This window comes from Pseudomonas sp. UBA5666 (genome assembly GCF_002420785.1).
Taxonomy (GTDB): Bacteria; Pseudomonadota; Gammaproteobacteria; order Pseudomonadales; family Pseudomonadaceae; genus Aquipseudomonas; species Aquipseudomonas fulva.
On record NZ_DIIQ01000053.1, the window covers coordinates 20,567 to 37,143 of the forward strand.

A 16,577-nucleotide genomic window follows, 5' to 3' on the forward strand; every position below is an offset into this window, starting at 1 on the left:
CGGTGCAAGCTGGATCGCCCACGCTCTCTGGCGACAGCCTGTACCACTGCCGCCATGGTCGATCCCGTATCGGCAACTCCTCCATCACCAGGACATCCCAATGACTCGTACACAGCATACCGATGTGGTTCAGCGCCAATTTGGCGATCAGGCGGGTGCCTACCTCAGCAGCGCCGTGCATGCTCAAGGCAGCGAGTTCGCGCTGTTGCAGGCCGAGTTGCAGGGGCAGGGCGATGCACGCGTGCTGGACCTGGGCTGCGGGGCAGGTCACGTCAGCTTCCAGGTTGCGCCGCTGGTGGCGCAGGTGGTCGCGTACGACCTTTCCCAGTCCATGCTGGACGTCGTCGCCGACGCTGCCGCCGATCGCGCGCTGACCAATATCATGACCGAGCGTGGCGCGGCAGAATCGCTGCCATTTGCCGATGCGTCGTTCGACTATGTGTTCAGCCGCTACTCAGCCCATCACTGGAGCGACCTGGGCCTGGCGCTGCGCGAGGTGCGCCGCGTGCTCAAGCCGGGCGGCGTGGCGGCATTCATCGACGTCATGTCGCCTGGTAGCCCGCTGCTGGACACGTACCTGCAAGCGGTAGAAGTGCTGCGCGACACCAGTCATGTTCGCAATTACTCTGCTGCCCAGTGGCAGCGCCAGGTCAGCGAGGCTGGCCTGCGTGTTCGCAGTCATGCCCGGCAGTCACTGCGCCTGGAATTCGGCAGTTGGGTCGAGCGCATGCGCACCCCTGAGCCGATGCGCCTGGCCATCCGCGAACTGCAGCAAGCCATGGGCGAAGAAGTACGGCAGTATTACCAGATCGAGGCCGATGGCTCGTTCAGCACGGATGTGCTGGTGCTGTGGGCAGAACGTTAAGCCTTTTTCGGCGCGGCCCGATTCGCCGCGCTGCGTGAATGCATAGAGGAAAGCATGAGCAAGCAGATTTTGATTCTTCCGGGTGATGGCATCGGTCCTGAAATCATGGCCGAAGCCGTCAAGGTGCTGGAGTTGGCCAATGACAAGTACCAGCTCGACCTCAGCCTGACCCATGACGTGATCGGTGGCGCAGCCATCGACAAGCACGGGGTGCCGCTGGCCGATGAAACCCTGGAGCGTGCACGCCAGGCCGATGCCGTGCTGCTCGGCGCCGTAGGCGGTCCCAAGTGGGACAAGATCGAGCGTGACATTCGTCCTGAGCGCGGCCTGCTGAAGATCCGCTCGCAACTGGGGCTGTTTGCCAACCTGCGCCCGGCCATTCTCTATCCGCAGCTGGCCGATGCGTCCTCGCTCAAGCCGGAAATCGTCTCTGGCCTGGACATCCTCATCGTTCGCGAGCTGACCGGCGGCATCTACTTCGGTGCCCCACGTGGTCAGCGCGAGCTTGAAGGTGGCGAGCGCCAGGCCTATGACACCTTGCCCTACAGCGAAAGCGAAGTGCGGCGTATCGCCCGCGTCGGTTTCGACATGGCCCGGGTGCGTGGCAAGAAACTGTGCTCGGTGGACAAGGCCAACGTTCTGGCTTCCAGTCAGCTGTGGCGGGAAGTGGTCGAGAGCGTGGCACAGGATTATCCGGATGTGGAACTGAGCCACATGTACGTCGACAACGCGGCGATGCAGCTGGTGCGCGCACCGAAGCAGTTCGACGTCATGATGACCGACAACATGTTCGGCGACATCCTGTCGGATGAAGCTTCCATGCTGACCGGTTCCATCGGCATGCTGCCATCGGCGTCGCTGGATGCCAACAACAAGGGCATGTACGAGCCCTGCCACGGCTCGGCGCCGGATATCGCCGGAGCAGGCATCGCCAACCCGTTGGCCACCATCCTGTCCGTGTCGATGATGCTGCGCTACAGCTTCGACCAGTCGGCTGCTGCCGAGGCCATCGAGCAGGCTGTCAGCCTGGTGCTCGACCAGGGCTTGCGCACTGGCGACATTTTCTCCGAGGGCTGCCGCAAGGTCGGCACGCAGGAAATGGGCGACGCAGTAGTCGCAGCGCTGCGGAATCTGTAATCTCTCTGGCCCGCCATCCCCAATCCCGATGGCGGCCCACTTTTAGCAAAGGTGTAGTTGCGATGAAACGTGTAGGTCTGATCGGTTGGCGCGGCATGGTTGGTTCCGTGCTCATGCAGCGAATGCTGGAGGAGCAGGATTTCGACCTTATCGAGCCCGTGTTCTTCACCACCTCCAATATTGGTGGCCAGGGCCCGAACGTGGGCAAGGATACCGCGCCGCTCAAGGACGCGTATTCCATCGAAGAGCTCAAGACCCTCGACGTGATCCTGACTTGCCAGGGCGGCGACTACACCAATGAAGTGTTCCCCAAGCTGCGCGAAGCAGGCTGGCAGGGCTACTGGATCGATGCGGCCTCGTCCCTGCGGATGCAGGATGATGCGGTCATCGTGCTCGACCCGGTCAACCGCAAGGTCATCGACCACCAGCTTGATGCCGGTACCCGCAACTTCATCGGCGGCAATTGCACGGTCAGCCTGATGCTGATGGGCCTTGGCGGGTTGTTCGAGGCCGGTCTGGTGGACTGGATGAGCGCCATGACCTACCAGGCAGCGTCCGGTGCAGGGGCGCAGAACATGCGCGAGCTGATCAAGCAGATGGGTGCCACCCATGCGGCGGTCGCCGAGGACCTGGCCAACCCGGCCAGCGCCATCCTCGACATCGACCGTAAAGTGGCCGAAGCCATGCGCAGCGATGCCTACCCGGCTGAAAACTTCGGCGTCCCATTGGCCGGCAGCTTGATCCCCTGGATCGACAAGGAGTTGCCCAACGGCCAGAGCCGCGAAGAATGGAAGGCGCAGGCCGAAACCAACAAGATTCTGGGTCGCTTCAAGAACCCGATTCCGGTGGATGGCATCTGCGTGCGCATCGGTGCAATGCGTTGCCACAGCCAGGCGCTGACCATCAAGCTGAACAAGGACGTGCCGATCGCCGACATCGAAGGCATGATCAGCCAGCACAATCCTTGGGTGAAGCTGGTACCCAACCAGCGCGAAATCAGCATGCAGGAACTGACCCCCACCAAGGTGACCGGCACGTTGAACATTCCGGTTGGTCGTCTGCGCAAGCTGAACATGGGTTCCCAGTACCTGGGGGCGTTCACGGTAGGTGACCAACTGCTGTGGGGCGCTGCCGAACCACTGCGTCGTATGCTGCGGATCCTGCTGGAGCGTTGATACGGCCCCATCTGTACCCGAACCCGCGCTGCTCCCAGCGCGGGTTTTTTATTTTGAGGCGCGCGGTGAAGGTGGCAGGGGATACGAGGCTGCGTACAGGCAGGTGGCGACTACCTGCGACGGGTCGGCGTTGGCCTCGCTTGTGTAATGCGGGTAAAGTGCCGCTCCCGTTTCGCCAGAGGCAGCCTGCAATATGAAACCTTCATTCGATATCGCCGTCGTCGGTGCCACCGGCAGCGTCGGTGAGGCGTTGGTCCAGATTCTCGAAGAGCTGGATTTCCCGGTCGCCACCCTGCATCTGCTCGCCAGCATCGAGTCGGCGGGCAGCAGCGTGATGTTCGCCGGGAAGAAGCTCAAGGTACGTGAAGTCGAGGGGTTCGATTTCGGGCAGGTCAAGCTGGCGTTCTTTGCAGCCGGTGCCGCGGTCAGCCGCAGCTTCGCCGCCCGAGCTGTGCAAGCGGGCTGCACCGTCATCGACCTGTCCGGTGCCCTGGACAACGCCCTGGTTGTCGTTCCAGAAGCCAACGCCGAGCAAGTGGCGGGGCTCAAGCGGCCCGCGCTGATCACAAGCCCCTGTTCAGGAGCCGTGGCCGTCGCCGCCACCCTGGCCCCGATCAAGCATTTGCTGGACATCGAGCATGTTCAGGTGGTGGCGTCTTTGGCGGTATCGGCTCAAGGCCGTGAGGCAGTCAACGAGCTTGCGCGGCAAACGGCCGAGTTGCTCAATGCCCGTCCGTTGGAACCGCGTTTCTTCGACCGCCAGGTCGCCTTCAACGTGCTGGCCCAGGTCGGCAAGGTCGACGAACAGGGTCATACCGCCGTAGAGCGGCGGATGGTGCAGGAGCTGCGCGAGCTGCTGGGCCAGCCTGAACTGAGTATTTCAGCAAGCTGCATTCAAGTCCCGGTGTTTTTCGGCGATAGCTTCAATGTGGCGGTGCAGTGCCGCCACGCCGTGGATTTGTCGGCCGTCAACCAGGCCTTGGACGTGGCGGCAGGCATCGACCGGGTAGATCCGGACGACTATCCAACACCGGTTGGCGACGCAGTGGGGCAGGACGTGGTCTATGTTGGACGTGTACGCCATGGCGTTGATCAAACCCGGCAGCTCAACCTCTGGTTGACCACCGACAATGTGCGCAAGGGCGCGGCGCTCAACGCTGTGCAGGTGGCACAATTGTTGATTAAACACGGTCTGTAAAAGATACTGGCAGGCACTTTTGTCCTGCTCTGCCTGCACGTTTCGGGACGATCCATACAAGGGAAGAGTTCATGCTTCGAATCCGCAAACTGGTTCTGGCCATGGCAGCAGCCTCGGCGCTGTCCTCGGGCATGGCCAACGCTCTGGGCTTGGGAGAGCTGACCCTGAAGTCGGCGCAGAACCAGCCACTGGAGGCCGAAATCGAACTGCTCGATGTGCGTGACCTGACCGCGGCGCAGCTGGCACCAAGCCTGGCCCCGCCTGAAGAGTTCGCCAAGGCAGGCGTGAACTTCTCCAGCGCCTTGCAGGACTTGCGCTTTACGCCTGTGATCAACCCCAATGGCCGAAGCGTGCTTCGCGTGACCTCCAGCCAGCCCATGCCGGGGCCGGTGGTCAAGTTCCTGGTACAGGTGATGTGGCCTCAGGGCCGCCTGTTGCGTGACTACAGCGTCCTGTTGGATCAGGCCAAGGCCCAGGGCCCGCAGGCCGCAACGGGCACTGTCGCCGCTGCGACCACCGGCCCTGGCAGCTATACGACCCAGCGCCGCGATACCCTGTGGCAGATCGCGGCGCGCAACGCCCAGGGCGGGTCGATCCAGCAAACCATGATCGCGATCCAGGCGCTGAACCCGGATGCGTTCATCGGCAACAACATCAACCAGCTCAAGGTAGGCCAGGTATTGCGCCTGCCCGATCAGCAACAGATCCAGAGCATCGCCCAAGGTGAAGCCAATCGCGAGGTCGCCGAGCAGTACGCGGCCTGGCGCGAGGGTAGACGCCTGGGGCCACGTGCCCGCCAGCTCGACGCCACCCGCCGTGGTGCAGCAGACGCCGCACCCGCTGCCATCGCCCAAGGCGACAACCTGCGCCTGGTTAGCCCCGGCAACCAGCCGGGTACCGGTCAGGCCAAGGCGCTGAACGACAAGCTGGCAGTGGCGCAGGAAAGCCTGGACACCAGCCGCCGTGACAACGAAGAACTCAAAAGCCGCATGTCCGACCTGCAGAGCCAGCTGGACAAGCTGCAGCGCCTGATCGAGCTCAAGAACGATCAATTGGCCCGGCTGGAAGCTCAAGGTGCGGCTACCCCTGCGCCAGCAGCAGCGGTCCCTGGCGAACCCGGTCAACAGGCCCTGGCGCCTGCGCAGGCGGCTGTGCCTGTGACCGACCCGGTCCCGACGGCGAGCCAGCCGGCCGTTCCCGATCAACCCGTGATCGCGCCAGCGCCCTCGGCTGCGCCAGACGCCCAACCCGCGGCCGCAGACACCCAGGCGGACAGCAGCCTCGACGACGTACTGGCAAGCCGCTGGTTGCTATGGCTGATCGCCGGTTCTACCGTCCTGGTCCTGGCGCTGCTGCTCTGGCTGCTGGCGCGTAAGCGCAGGGCCCAACAGGAAGCCGAGAAGCATTTGCGCATGGCGCGCGCTCTGGAAGAGGAGCAGATCGAGGGTTTCGATCCAGAGGATGACAGCCTGGATGGCGTCGAAGTCGTGTCCCCGACCGTTACGCTCTCGCCAGCGGCGGTCGCCGCCTCGGCGGCAGCGGCAGCGGCCTCTGAAAAACCCGTTGCACAACCTGTGCGTGAGCCTGCGGCAGACCCTTATGGGCCCTTGTTGGCGCAGGCCGAGGTGTGCATTGCCGAGGGTCGCCTGAACCGTGCCACGGAGCTGCTGGAGCCTGCAGTTGCCAGCGCGCCCAGGCGCGATGACCTGCGCTTGAAATTGATGGAGGTCTACGCTCGCCAAGGTGATCAAAGCGCCTTCGCCGAGCAGGAGCGCCAGTTGCCGGCGACGGCGGTGAACACCGCAGAAGTGGCCGGCCTTCGCGAGCGTTACCCGGCGATGCTTGCCTTGGCGGCGGCCGGTGTGGGCGCTGCTGCCTTGGCTGCCAAGCTGGACGAGCAGTATGTGCAAGGGCTGCTCGATGATCAGCCGGTTTCATCACCTGCAGTGGCAGCGGAGCCGCAGGCTCAGGCCGCTGCCGATTCGGACGCCTTCGGGGATATTCCGACGCTCGATACTGCGCAGCTGGATGATCCGGCGCTGGATGACGATTTCGACTTGAGCCTGGACGAGCCTTCTCCCGAGCCCGCGACATCGGCTGCCAGCCCGACCACTGATGCGCTCGCTTCAGAGGCCCAAATGCAAGACCCGGCCGATGCAGACTTCGAAACCTTGCTGGCGCAAGCCAGCGCTGAAGCCACGCCAGCCCAGGATCTGTCCGATTTCGACCTGGACATGGGTGAACCCGAGGGGACGGGTGGTCGGGATGACGCAGCGCCCAGTGCAATCGATCCGGTACCGGCCTTTGATCCGGCCACCGATTTCGATCTGCCGGCCGATTTTGACCTCTCCCTGCAGGACGATTCGCCAGGCGCGCAACAGTTCGCCTCCGAACTCGATGACGTCAACGCCGAGCTGGACAAACTCTCGCAAAGTCTGGAGTCGCCCTCCCTGGAGCCGCACTTCACTGAAGAGGATGCCGCCGCGCAACCTGAACTCGAACCGATCGACGACCTGGATTTCGACTTCTTTTCGGGCGCCGACGAGGTGGCCACCAAGCTCGATCTGGCCCGCGCCTACATCGACATGGGCGATCACCAAGGCGCCCGCGACATCCTCGACGAAGTGGTCAAGGATGGCGATGAACGTCAGCGCGAAGAAGCAGAGGATATGCTTTCGCGTCTGGTCTAGGCCTTCGCGTGGAGCCCTTTGGTCGTAACCCGTGAACCCGATGGCAGCCCTGTACGGCTGCCATTGTCGTTATAATCCCCGGCATTTCGTACACCAACAGGTTGCAGATTCTTGGACATCATCGACACCGCCTCGGCCGAATCCGCTGCCGAAGGCTGCACGCGTATCGCCTTGGGTGTGGAATACAAGGGCGCCCGCTACCGCGGCTGGCAACGCCAGGCCAGCGGCGTGCCCAGTGTTCAGCAAGCCTTGGAACAGGCACTTTCCAAAGTGGCCAACGAGCCCATTTCAGTCGTCTGCGCCGGCCGTACCGATGCAGGCGTACATGGCTGTGGGCAGGTCGTGCATTTCGACACCCATGCGGTGCGTGACGAACGCGCCTGGACCATGGGCACTAATTTCAACCTGCCCCATGACATCAGCGTCGTATGGTCCAAGCCCATGCCAGCCGATTTCCATGCGCGCTTCAAGGCCTGTGCCAGGCGCTATCGCTACGTGATCTACAACGATCCGATTCGGCCTGCTCACCTGGCCGAGGAGGTGACCTGGAATCATCGTCCGCTGGACATCGAGCGCATGGCGCAGGCCGCTTCGAGCCTGCTTGGCACCCATGATTTCAGCGCGTTCCGCGCTAGCCAATGCCAGGCCAAGTCGCCGATCAAGCACATCTATCACCTGCGGGTTACCCGTCACGGGCAGATGATCGTGCTGGATATCCGGGCTACCGCGTTCCTGCATCACATGGTACGCAACATCGCCGGCGTGCTGATGGCTATCGGCGCGGGCGAACGGCCGGTGGAGTGGGCGCGTCAGGTGCTCGAGGGGCGGGACCGCCGCGAAGGTGGCGTCACGGCCCACCCCTATGGGCTTTATCTGGTCCAGGTGGAGTACCCGGAGGCCTTTGCGCTGCCCGAGCGTTACATTGGCCCGCACTTTCTGACGGGCTACGACGCATTGGCTGACTGACGCACGAAGCGCCATTTGCTAAGATTCCGCCTTTGACCGCGCAAACAGGTTGCTGTCCATGAGCATCGTTCGCAGTAAAATCTGCGGGATCACCCGCATCGAAGACGCACTGGCGGCTGCCGAGGCTGGCGCCGATGCCATCGGGCTGGTCTTCTATGCCAAGAGCCCGCGTGCCGTGACCGTACAGCAGGCACGCGCCATCATTGCCGAGCTGCCGCCCTTCGTGACCACGGTCGGGTTGTTCGTCAATGCCACGCGTTGCGAGCTGAGTGAAATACTCGAAGCGGTGCCACTGGACCTCTTGCAGTTCCATGGTGATGAAACCCCGCACGATTGCGCAGGCCATCACCGGCCGTGGATCAAGGCCTTGCGGGTACGTCCGGGTGACGACCTGAAGCTTGCGTGCCGGCAATATGCCGACGCATCCGGCATCCTGTTGGACACCTTCGTGCCGGGTATCCCTGGAGGCACGGGCGAAGCGTTCGACTGGTCACTGGTGCCTGCCGGCCTGGGCAAGCCGATCATTCTGGCCGGTGGCCTGTCGGCGGACAACGTCGGGCAGGCGATCGCCCAGGTGCGCCCGTACGCGGTCGATGTCAGCGGCGGTGTCGAGCAGGCCAAGGGCATCAAGGGCGCGGCCAGGATCGAAGCATTCGTACGCGCGGTGAAACAGGCTTGAGCAGATGTGACGGCAGGCAGCGCGCCATCGTCCATAGCTATCTCAGCCCCATGGGCCAGCCGGCCCTGCGTGGGGCGGTCAACCGAATTGTTCAGGGTGGTGCGGCAGGGGTAATGAACCCGGGTTGCCGCATCACCTACGTTTCATAAGCATTTGAGCTCAAAAGGGCAGGGCAGGCCGGCTACGCTGGTCCCCTCCCGCCGATACTGGAGAAAGAAAGCATGAGCAACTGGTTAGTCGACAAACTGATCCCTTCCATCATGCGTTCCGAGGTGAAGAAGAGCTCGGTACCTGAAGGCCTGTGGCACAAATGCCCGTCCTGTGAGGCCGTGCTGTACCGTCCGGAGCTGGAAAAGACCCTGGACGTATGCCCCAAGTGCAACCACCACATGCGCATCGGCGCACGTGCACGCATCGATATCTTCCTGGATGCCGAGGGCCGTGCCGAGCTGGGCGCCGACCTGGAGCCGGTCGACCGGCTGAAGTTCCGCGACGGCAAGAAGTACAAGGACCGTCTGACCGGCGCGCAGAAGCAGACCGGTGAAAAAGACGCCCTGATCTCCATGAGCGGCACCCTGATGGGCATGCCGATCGTGGTCAGCGCGTTTGAATTTTCCTTCATGGGCGGCTCCATGGGTGCCATCGTCGGCGAGCGTTTCGTGCGCGCAGCCAACTATGCCCTGGAACATCGCTGCCCGATGGTGTGTTTCTCGGCTTCCGGGGGTGCCCGCATGCAGGAAGCGCTGATCTCGCTGATGCAGATGGCCAAGACCTCTGCGGTGCTGGCGCGTCTGCGTGAAGAAGGCATCCCGTTCATCTCGGTACTGACCGACCCCGTCTACGGCGGCGTGTCCGCCAGCCTGGCGATGCTGGGCGACGTCATCGTTGGCGAGCCCAAGGCCCTGATCGGCTTTGCCGGCCCACGCGTCATCGAGCAGACCGTACGCGAGAAGTTGCCTGAAGGCTTCCAGCGTAGCGAATTCTTGCTGGAGCACGGTGCCATCGACCTGATCATCTCCCGGGGCGACCTGCGTCCACGGCTGGCGCGCCTGCTGGCCCAGATGACCGGCCAGCAGACCCCGGTCGAGGCCCTCGAGGCGGCTGCTGTCGCGTGATGACCCAACGGACCCTTGGCGAGTGGCTCGCCTATCTCGAGCAGCTGCACCCCTCTGCCATCGACATGGGGCTGGAGCGTTCGCAAGCGGTGCTGGCGCGCCTGGCACTGGGCAAGCTTGCCCCGCGTGTGGTGACAGTAACGGGCACCAACGGCAAGGGTTCGACTTGCGCGTTCCTCGCTTCGCTGCTGCGCACGCAGGGGCTGAGGGTCGGCGTGTACAGTTCGCCGCACCTGCTGCGCTACAACGAGCGCGTGCTCATCGACGGCGTTGAAGCCAGCGATGCGCAGTTGTGCGAGGCGTTCGCAGCGGTCGAGGCGGCGCGCGGCGAAATCTCCCTGACCTATTTCGAGATGGGTACCCTGGCGGCGTTCTGGCTGTTCGAGCGTTCGCAGCTCGATGCGGTGGTGCTGGAAGTCGGGCTGGGTGGGCGGCTGGACACGGTGAATGTCGTGGACGCCGACATCGCGCTCGTGACCAGCATCGGGGTCGATCACATCGATTACCTGGGCGATACCCGCGAGCAGGTGGCTTTCGAGAAGGCAGGTATCTTCCGTGCCGGCAAGCCCGCGCTCTGTGGAGACCTCGATCCGCCCCAGCCGTTGCTCGACAAGGCCAGCGAACTGGCAGCTCCGCTGCGGTTGCGGGGCCGCGACTTCGACCTTCAGGTGGCCGAGCGTGGCTGGAGCTGGCACGGCACATCCGGCGAAGGTGAAAAAGTCGTCTTGATGGACCTGCCCCTGCTGGATCTGCCCATGGAAAACGCCGCCTTGGCCCTGCAGGCCTACCTGCTGAGCGGCTTGCCCTGGCGTCCTGCGCAGCTGCGCCAGGCACTGGTCGATACGCGCATCACGGGTCGCCTCGATCGGCGCGTGATCCACTGGCGTGGCGCTGCGGTTGAGCTGCTGCTGGATGTCGGGCACAACCCACATGCAGCTCAGTACCTGGCCCGGCGTCTGGCATCCAGGCCACTGGCTGGCCGGCGTCTGGCCGTGTTCGGCTTGCTGTGCGACAAGGACCTCGAGGGTGTGATCGCGCCCTTGCAGGCCCTGGTCGATGAGTGGGCCGTCACACCGCTTGCCACCCCGCGTAGTCGGCCTGCTGCTGAATTGGCACAGGCCCTGACGAACCTCGGCGCCACGGTGAAGTCTTATGCCAGCGTCGACGCTGCCCTGGAGGGGCAGTGCGCGAACGCCACGGCAGATGATCAGATCCTGCTGTTCGGTTCGTTTTTCTGTGTCGCTCAGGCGCTGGAATGGTTGCAGCGGCATCCCCAGGAGGGTGGGATAGATGGCAGTGCTGGATAAAGGAATGAAGCAGCGCATGATCGGTGCGCTGGTGCTGGTCGCGCTGGCGGTGATTTTCCTGCCAATGCTGTTTTCGCGGCAGGATGAAATGCGTGAGGTGCACGTCGATGCCCCTCAGGCGCCTGTTGCACCGTCGGTGCCTGAGGTAAAGGTCGACCCTGTTGCCGTGCCCGAACCCCAGGCCTTGCCAGAGCAAGCGGATCCGGCGCCGGTGGTGGTAGACGAGTCGTCCGCGCCAGCGCGTGCGCCCAGCCAGCCCATCACGCCGTCGCCGCAGGCCCAGCAGGCCCAACCTGCTCCGCCGGCCGTGGCCAAGGTAGAGCCCAAGGCGCCGGCCGCTTCTGCGCCAGCAGCAACGTCGACCAAGGCCGGCGCGCCGTCCAAACTGGACGCCAACGGCCTGCCGGTCAGTTGGTCGATTCAATTGGCGAGCCTGTCCAACCGGGCAGGCGCCGAGAAGCTGCAGCAGACCCTGCGTAGCCAGGGCTACAACGCCTATATCCGCGCAGCCGGTGGCATGAATCGGGTGTATGTCGGCCCGCTGATCGAGCGTGCCGACGCCGAGCGCACCCGCGATGCCATCAACCGCCAAAACAGCCTCAAAGGCTTCGTCGTGCGCTTCCAGCCGGAACGCAGCTGAAGGAGAGGGGCGGCATTGCCGTCCCGTCCCAGTCAGCGAGCATATTGGCGGTGCCCAGCAGGCTTGCTGTCCTGGCTGGGCGATCCACTGACATTCCGCTTACCCAAGCCCTCGTCGCTCTGGTAAAATCCGCCGCCTCAACGATCTGCAGGCAGCACCGTGGCATTTACCCTGGTTGATTGGGCGATCATCGCGATCATCGCCATCTCCACACTGATCAGTCTCAAACGCGGCTTCGTCAAGGAAGCCCTGTCCTTGCTCATCTGGATCATTGCCGGTGCGGTGGCGTGGATGTTCGGTGGCTCGCTCTCGGTGTACCTGGAGAGCTATATTCAGACGCCCTCCATGCGTGTGATCGCCGGCTGCGGTATCTTGTTTGTCGCCACATTGCTGGTGGGGGCGATGCTCAACTTTCTCATCGGCGAACTGATCCGTGTTACCGGCCTATCGGGCACCGATCGTTTTCTGGGCATGGTCTTCGGGGCCGCCAGGGGCGGCCTGCTGGTGGTCGTGGCACTCGGGCTGCTGAGCCTGGGGCCGGTTCAACAAGACGCGTGGTGGCAGGAGTCTCGCCTGATCCCACGGTTTCTACTGGTAGCCGACTGGTCCAAAAACCTGGTCGTGGGCTTCACCAGCCAATGGATGTCCAACGGAGCGATCAGCACACCGGCCGATCTTCCGTTCAAGGAGCAGCTGCTCGGGCCGACCCGGCCTTGAGCGCTATTCACTCAAGTTTCATCAAAGTAGGGGTTGCGTCGCATGTGTGGCATCGTCGGTATCGTCGGTAAGTCGAACGTCAATCAGGCGCTGTATGACGCGCTTACGGTCCTCCAGCACCGCGGCCAGGACGCTGCCGGTATCGTGACCAGCCATGACGGCCGGTTGTTCCTGCGCAAGGATAATGGCCTGGTGCGCGATGTGTTCCAGCAGCGCCACATGCAACGCCTGGTAGGGAGCATCGGCATCGGCCATGTGCGCTACCCGACAGCCGGCAGCTCGACCTCCGCCGAGGCCCAGCCATTCTACGTCAACTCGCCATACGGCATCACCCTGGCTCACAACGGCAACCTCACCAACGTCGAGCAGTTGGCCAAGGAGATCTACGAGTCGGACCTGCGTCACGTCAATACCAACTCCGATTCCGAGGTGCTGCTCAACGTATTCGCCCATGAGCTGGCCGTGCGCGGCAAGCTGCAGCCTACCGAGGAGGACGTGTTCGCCGCGGTCTCCCATGTGCACAGCCGCTGCGTCGGCGGTTACGCCGTCGTTGCCATGATCACGGGCTACGGCATCGTCGGTTTCCGCGACCCCAACGGTATCCGTCCGGTCGTCTTCGGTCAGCGCCACACCGACGAAGGTGTGGAGTACATGATCGCGTCGGAAAGCGTTGCGCTCGACGTGCTCGGGTTCACCCTGATTCGCGACCTGGCGCCAGGTGAAGCGGTGTACATCACCGAAGAAGGCCAGCTGTACACCAAGCAGTGTGCCCAGGCCCCGAAACTGCAACCCTGCATTTTCGAACACGTCTACCTGGCCCGCCCGGACTCGATCATGGACGGTGTCTCGGTGTACAAGGCGCGTCTGCGCATGGGCGAGAAGCTCGCCGACAAGATTCAGCGCGAGCGCCCGGATCATGGCATCGACGTGGTCATCCCTATCCCGGACACCAGCCGCACTGCCGCGCTTGAGTTGGCTAACCACCTGGGCGTGAAATTCCGCGAAGGCTTCGTCAAGAACCGCTACATCGGCCGCACCTTCATCATGCCGGGCCAGGCTGCCCGCAAGAAGTCCGTGCGCCAGAAACTCAACGCCATCGAGCTTGAGTTCCGTGGCAAGAACGTCATGCTGGTTGACGATTCGATCGTGCGCGGCACCACCTGCAAGCAGATCATCCAGATGGCGCGCGAGGCCGGCGCCAAGAATGTCTATTTCTGCTCCGCAGCACCTGCAGTGCGCTACCCCAACGTCTACGGCATCGACATGCCGAGCGCTCACGAACTGATCGCCCACAACCGTACCACCGAGCAGGTGGCCGAGTTGATCGGCGCCGACTGGCTGGTCTATCAGGACCTGCCTGACCTGATCGATTCGGTCGGTGGCGGCAAGATCAAGATCGAGCATTTCGATTGCGCGGTATTCAACGGTGAGTATGTCACTGGCGATATCGATGAAGCCTACCTTGACCGCATCGAGCAGGCCCGCAATGACCTGGCCAAGGTCAAGACCCAGGCAGTCAGCGCAATCATCGACCTCTACAACAACTGATTTCAGGGAGCGATGGCATGACCGATCAATGGGATGCCGGGCGACTGGACAGCGACCTGGAGGGTGTCGGCTTCGACACCCTGGCAGTGCGCGCCGGTCAGTGCCGTTCACCGGAGGCCGAGCACAGCGAAGCGCTGTTCCTGACCTCCAGCTACGTATTCCGTACGGCTGCCGATGCGGCTGCGCGCTTTGCCGGTGAAACCCCAGGCAATGTCTATTCGCGCTATACCAACCCGACCGTACGGGCATTCGAAGAGCGCCTGGCGGCAATGGAAGGTGCCGAGCAGGCCGTGGCCACCTCCACTGGCATGGCGTCGATTCTGGCCGTGGTCATGTCGCTGTGCAGTGCAGGCGATCATGTACTGGTGTCTCAGAGCGTGTTCGGGTCGACCATCAGCCTGTTCGAGAAGTACTTCAAGCGCTTCGGCTTGCAGGTGGACTACGTGCCGTTGGTCGATCTTGCTGGCTGGGAGCAGGCCATCCAGGCCAATACCAAGCTGCTGATCGTCGAGTCGCCTTCCAACCCACTGGCCGAATTGGTCGATATTGCTGCGCTCAGCGAAATCGCCCATGCCCGTGGGGCCATGCTGGTGGTGGACAACTGCTTCAGCACACCGGCCTTGCAGCAACCGCTCAAGCTCGGTGCCGACATCGTCTTCCACTCCGCAACCAAGTTCATCGATGGCCAAGGCCGTTGCATGGGCGGTGCAGTGGCGGGCCGCGCCGAACAGATGAAGGAAGTGGTCGGTTTCCTGCGCACGGCGGGCCCGACGCTCAGCCCCTTCAACGCCTGGGTATTCACCAAGGGCCTGGAGACGCTGCGCCTGCGTATGCGCGCACACTGCGAGAGTGCTCAGGCACTGGCGCAGTGGCTGGAGCAGCAGGACGGCATCGAAAAAGTGCATTACGCCGGCCTGCCGAGCCATCCGCAGCACGAATTGGCCAAGCGCCAGATGAGTGGCTTCGGCGCTGTAGTGAGCTTTGAGGTCAAGGGCGGCAAGGAAGGGGCCTGGCGCTTCATTGATGCTACCCGGGTCGTCTCGATCACCACCAACCTGGGTGACAGCAAGACCACCATCGCTCACCCGGCCACCACCTCCCATGGCCGCTTGACGCCGCAGGAGCGTGCGGCTGCCGGCATCCGCGACAGCCTGATTCGTGTGGCTGTGGGCTTGGAAGACGTGGCGGATCTACAGGCTGATCTGGCGCGTGGACTGGCGGCATTGTGATCGAAATTGGCCTCAATACGCCCGGCCATAACGGCCGGGTCGCTTTGGTCACCGGTGCCGCGCGCGGTATTGGACTTGGTATTGCCGCCTGGCTGATCTGCGAAGGTTGGCAGGTGGTGCTCAGTGACCTCGACCGCCAGCGGGGGGCGAAAGCGGCCAAGGCACTGGGGGACAATGCCTGGTTCATCACCATGGATGTAGCAGACGAGTCCCAAGTCAGTGCCGGGGTGTCCGAGGTGCTCGGGCAATTCGGCAGGCTTGACGCGCTGGTGTGCAATGCTGCGATTGCCAACCCCCACAGCCAGACGCTTGAAAGCCTGAGCCTGGCTCAATGGAATCGTGTGCTGGCAGTCAATCTCAATGGCCCGATGCTGCTGGCCAAGCACTGTGCGCCTTACCTGCGCGCGCACAATGGCGCCATTGTCAACCTGACGTCCACGCGGGCGCGGCAGTCCGAGCCTGACACTGAAGCTTATGCCGCCAGCAAAGGGGGCCTGGTGGCACTGACCCATGCGCTGGCCATCAGCCTGGGCCCGGAGATTCGTGTCAACGCCGTGAGCCCGGGGTGGATTGATGCCCGAGATCCCTCCCAGCGCCGTGCCGAGCCCTTGAGCGATGCCGACCACGCCCAGCACCCCACCGGTCGCGTGGGCACCGTCGAGGACGTTGCAGCCATGGTCGCCTGGCTGCTGTCCCGGCAGGCAGCGTTCGTGACCGGTCAGGAGTTCGTGGTCGACGGCGGTATGACCCGCAAGATGATCTACACCTGAAGGCCCTTGTGGGCAGGTAGGCAGAGGAGGGGACCGCAAGGTCCCTTTTTCATGTCCAGGCTTGGCTTGGGTCTGAATCAGGATGTGCTCGGCTTTGCACTGGGCACCGGCGACTTGGAAAAAAACTCAACAGGGCTATTGACTTAGCGTCGTCACCTGCGTAAATTTCGCGGCCTCAGCGAAGCAAACGCAACAAGCAACATCGCGAGGGTGATTAGCTCAGCCGGGAGAGCATCTGCCTTACAAGCAGAGGGTCGGCGGTTCGATCCCGTCATCACCCACCACTTCCTGAGATGTTCCTGACGCTCAAGGCTTTGCAAGAAGCTGACAGCCAGAGAGGAATGCACTGCGCAGCGGTAGTTCAGTCGGTTAGAATACCGGCCTGTCACGCCGGGGGTCGCGGGTTCGAGTCCCGTCCGCTGCGCCATTTTGATTAACAGATGGGTGCTTGTCACCGGTCTGAAGCCACAAGGTCGAGCGCCTTGGGCTGACCCAGTTTCAATCGGGCGCAAGCCTGAACGATACGCAGCGGTAGTTCAGT

General features: G+C 63.1%; 14 protein-coding genes and 2 tRNA genes. All 16 read left to right on the plus strand.

The genetic code is table 11. The annotated features are described in order from the left end of the window. Positions 1-100: 100 nt before the first annotated feature. The 16 genes from B2Y33_RS22580 to B2Y33_RS22655 all read left to right on the plus strand — a co-directional run bounded on the left by B2Y33_RS22580 (position 101) and on the right by B2Y33_RS22655 (position 16,463). Positions 101-865: a class I SAM-dependent methyltransferase gene (locus B2Y33_RS22580; protein ID WP_206406100.1), complete on the plus strand. Its 765-nt coding sequence runs from the start codon at positions 101-103 to the stop codon at positions 863-865. A gap of 54 nt (positions 866-919) precedes the next feature. After that, positions 920-2,002, plus strand: coding sequence for a 3-isopropylmalate dehydrogenase (leuB, locus tag B2Y33_RS22585; RefSeq protein WP_206406099.1), 1,083 nt, complete (start codon positions 920-922; stop codon positions 2,000-2,002). A 62-nt stretch (positions 2,003-2,064) separates the two neighbouring features. After that, a complete protein-coding gene (gene asd, locus B2Y33_RS22590) occupies positions 2,065-3,177 on the plus strand; it encodes an aspartate-semialdehyde dehydrogenase (protein WP_027916490.1) in 1,113 nt (370 codons plus the stop codon). 193 nt (positions 3,178-3,370) lie between these two features. Next, complete coding sequence (locus tag B2Y33_RS22595) at positions 3,371-4,375, plus strand: aspartate-semialdehyde dehydrogenase (protein ID WP_033695214.1); 1,005 nt, start codon at positions 3,371-3,373, stop codon at positions 4,373-4,375. A 71-nt stretch (positions 4,376-4,446) separates the two neighbouring features. Next, entirely contained in the window at positions 4,447-7,065 is a 2,619-nt protein-coding gene (locus B2Y33_RS22600) for a FimV/HubP family polar landmark protein (protein ID WP_059183195.1), read from the plus strand. 111 nt (positions 7,066-7,176) lie between these two features. Beyond that, complete coding sequence (truA, locus tag B2Y33_RS22605; RefSeq protein WP_027916494.1) at positions 7,177-8,031, plus strand: tRNA pseudouridine(38-40) synthase TruA; 855 nt, start codon at positions 7,177-7,179, stop codon at positions 8,029-8,031. Positions 8,032-8,089: 58 nt separating this feature from the next. Then, on the plus strand, positions 8,090-8,710 hold the full coding sequence (locus tag B2Y33_RS22610; protein ID WP_206406098.1) for a phosphoribosylanthranilate isomerase: 621 nt from the start codon (positions 8,090-8,092) through the stop codon (positions 8,708-8,710). Positions 8,711-8,931: 221 nt separating this feature from the next. Then, on the plus strand, positions 8,932-9,825 hold the full coding sequence (accD, locus tag B2Y33_RS22615) for an acetyl-CoA carboxylase, carboxyltransferase subunit beta (protein ID WP_023535975.1): 894 nt from the start codon (positions 8,932-8,934) through the stop codon (positions 9,823-9,825). Next, positions 9,825-11,132: a bifunctional tetrahydrofolate synthase/dihydrofolate synthase gene (gene folC / locus B2Y33_RS22620; protein WP_028688135.1), complete on the plus strand. Its 1,308-nt coding sequence runs from the start codon at positions 9,825-9,827 to the stop codon at positions 11,130-11,132. Before accD ends, folC begins: the two co-directional genes overlap by 1 nt. After that, complete coding sequence (locus B2Y33_RS22625) at positions 11,116-11,772, plus strand: SPOR domain-containing protein (RefSeq protein WP_028688136.1); 657 nt, start codon at positions 11,116-11,118, stop codon at positions 11,770-11,772. Before folC ends, B2Y33_RS22625 begins: the two co-directional genes overlap by 17 nt. Positions 11,773-11,931: 159 nt before the next feature. Further along, positions 11,932-12,489 (plus strand): CvpA family protein, encoded by a 558-nt coding sequence (locus B2Y33_RS22630; protein ID WP_027916498.1) that lies wholly within the window; start codon positions 11,932-11,934, stop codon positions 12,487-12,489. Between the two features lie 42 nt (positions 12,490-12,531). After that, positions 12,532-14,037 carry an amidophosphoribosyltransferase gene (gene purF, locus B2Y33_RS22635; RefSeq protein WP_023535974.1) on the plus strand — a complete coding sequence of 502 codons (1,506 nt, stop codon included), beginning with the start codon at positions 12,532-12,534 and terminating at the stop codon, positions 14,035-14,037. 17 nt (positions 14,038-14,054) lie between these two features. Continuing rightward, a complete protein-coding gene (locus B2Y33_RS22640) occupies positions 14,055-15,266 on the plus strand; it encodes an O-succinylhomoserine sulfhydrylase (protein ID WP_027916499.1) in 1,212 nt (403 codons plus the stop codon). After that, a complete protein-coding gene (locus B2Y33_RS22645) occupies positions 15,263-16,036 on the plus strand; it encodes an SDR family oxidoreductase (protein ID WP_027916500.1) in 774 nt (257 codons plus the stop codon). Before B2Y33_RS22640 ends, B2Y33_RS22645 begins: the two co-directional genes overlap by 4 nt. A gap of 208 nt (positions 16,037-16,244) precedes the next feature. Continuing rightward, positions 16,245-16,320, plus strand: a tRNA-Val gene (locus B2Y33_RS22650). A gap of 66 nt (positions 16,321-16,386) precedes the next feature. Beyond that, positions 16,387-16,463 (plus strand) — tRNA-Asp (locus B2Y33_RS22655). Positions 16,464-16,577: the final 114 nt, after the last annotated feature.